At 34.0% G+C, this 1,851-nt stretch carries 1 protein-coding gene and 1 pseudogene; both read right to left on the reverse strand.

Annotated elements, in window-relative coordinates:
- Window positions 1-389: 389 nt before the first annotated feature.
- Complete coding sequence (locus SPADD19_RS10690; RefSeq protein ID WP_033685029.1) at window positions 390-1,046, reverse strand: ATP-binding cassette domain-containing protein; 657 nt, start codon at window positions 1,044-1,046, stop codon at window positions 390-392.
- 4 nt (window positions 1,047-1,050) lie between these two features.
- Window positions 1,051-1,851 (reverse strand): annotated as a pseudogene (locus SPADD19_RS13005) (ABC transporter permease); the annotation flags it as partial.

The following is a 1,851-nucleotide window of genomic DNA, read 5'->3' on the forward strand; positions in this document are numbered from 1 at the left end:
AGAAAACATCTTTCCAGAACTTCAATAATTTCTTTTTATGTTAAATCATTATTTAACTAAATCTTTGGAGGTAATACGTTTTCAAAGCTATTTTTTTACCATAGATTTTGAGCCTTCAACACATATTACTAAGCCAAAAATGCTCTAAATTTTTGAAATTCTAACAAATCCCACTCAACTTCATCGTCATCTTTGAATTTCACAATATCTTCCTCAAAATAACATGGAATAAATATGATTTTTAACTAGTACATGTGTTTTTAACTCCAAACGATTAGACAAACTTGGCTGTTTTATAATATCGTATGTAAATTTTTTCATGTTTGAACTCTCCGCCTTCGATATTCCATAATCTAAAGTAACCGTATCAACTGTTAATAATGGTTGAGTTAATTTACAAGAACCGACTCCAGTGAAATGATCCTATCACATTGCCGTGCTTGCTCCATGTTATGCGTAACAACCAAAATTGTTTTACCAAATTGATCTCTCAAAGTTCGAATCAAATCGAATGCTTTTTGAGACATTTCAGGATCTAACGATCCGGTTGGTTCATCTGCTAGGACAATATCTCCGGGCTTTAAAATAGCTCTCACAATCGCAATTCTCTGCTGTTCACCTCCCGATAATTCATTGATTTTACTATTTAACCGATTTTGTAGACCAACAAATTCTAGCGTTTCCTTGATTCTCTGCTCCTTCTCCTGTCTAGAGAAATTCGAAAAAGTCATGGCAAGCATCAGGTTATCTTTCACACTAGATGTAGAAATGAGTGCATTGGATTGAAAAAGATAGTTGATGACATTCCTTCGGTAATGAACTGCTGATTGCGAATTTACCTTAGGCAAAACTTTTCCGTTGATTAGGATTTTACCACTGTCAACAGTATCCAATAGTCCAATCATATTGAGGATAGTCGATTTTCCAGAACCAGAAGGTCCTACTAAAGCTACAAATTCATTTTCCTCAATATCAAAGCTTAAGTCTTTGAAAATTTCTCTTGAACCAAATTGTTTTGATACATTTTGTACTGAAATTCTAGACATGAGATTACTCCTTAAATGATTGTATGATACTCTCTCCTTCTTTACGGAACAAACTGAAGTAAAGTAGCATTATCTGAAAAGCAAATGTAGCTAGTGTCATGACTATTCCCAACTTAGAACCCACTAAGATAGAAACGATTAGTTCCATCACAGAAAAACTAATAATGAGAGAAAGCACACCAATATATCTTTTCCATGGTGAGAATCCCATAAAGTATTGAACATACAATTTTTCTTCAAATAACATGCGGTACATTAAGACAAAACTCCAGAAAATAGCCATCATCGTAATTATGATAATCGCTATGATCGTGCCGAAAAGATAAAATGTATAACTCAGATCTTTTTGAAGACCATTGATAAAGTTCTTGACAGTTGTAAAACTCAACCGATTATCCTTTAAATCTGGAAATTTTGTTTCTAAAATGGACACTACCTGTTTCATCGTTTCCCTATCACGAATCTTCAAAAGACCATTATAGCCACTGACAACTAAGTTTGCCGACTCCATGAAATATAAATTCTCTGGTGTTGAGACAAAAATAACTGGATTCTCACTAGTTGTACCATAAGAAATGGAATCTGACCAAGTAAATATTGATCGAGACGGTTGGTAAACCTTGAACATAAATTTCGGATTTTCTGTGAAATTAGTTTGTAAATCTCCCGGTTTTACAGTGACACTTTCCTGTAAATACGCCTTCATCACTTCAAGTTCTTCTGTATTTAGAGTGTTAGGTAGAAGATAAAGTCGAGTACCATTCCTCATCTCTAGCAACTCTTCATCACTTAGGGGAATACCTAG

Origin of the sequence: Streptococcus parasanguinis (assembly GCF_001578955.1) — a bacterium.
Classification (GTDB): Bacteria; Bacillota; Bacilli; order Lactobacillales; family Streptococcaceae; genus Streptococcus; species Streptococcus parasanguinis_U.

Excerpts from the sequence above, each read along its gene's own strand:
- SPADD19_RS10690 (WP_033685029.1), bottom strand. The coding sequence starts at position 1,046 with ATGTCTAGAATTTCAGTACAAAATGTATCAAAACAATTTGGTTCAAGA.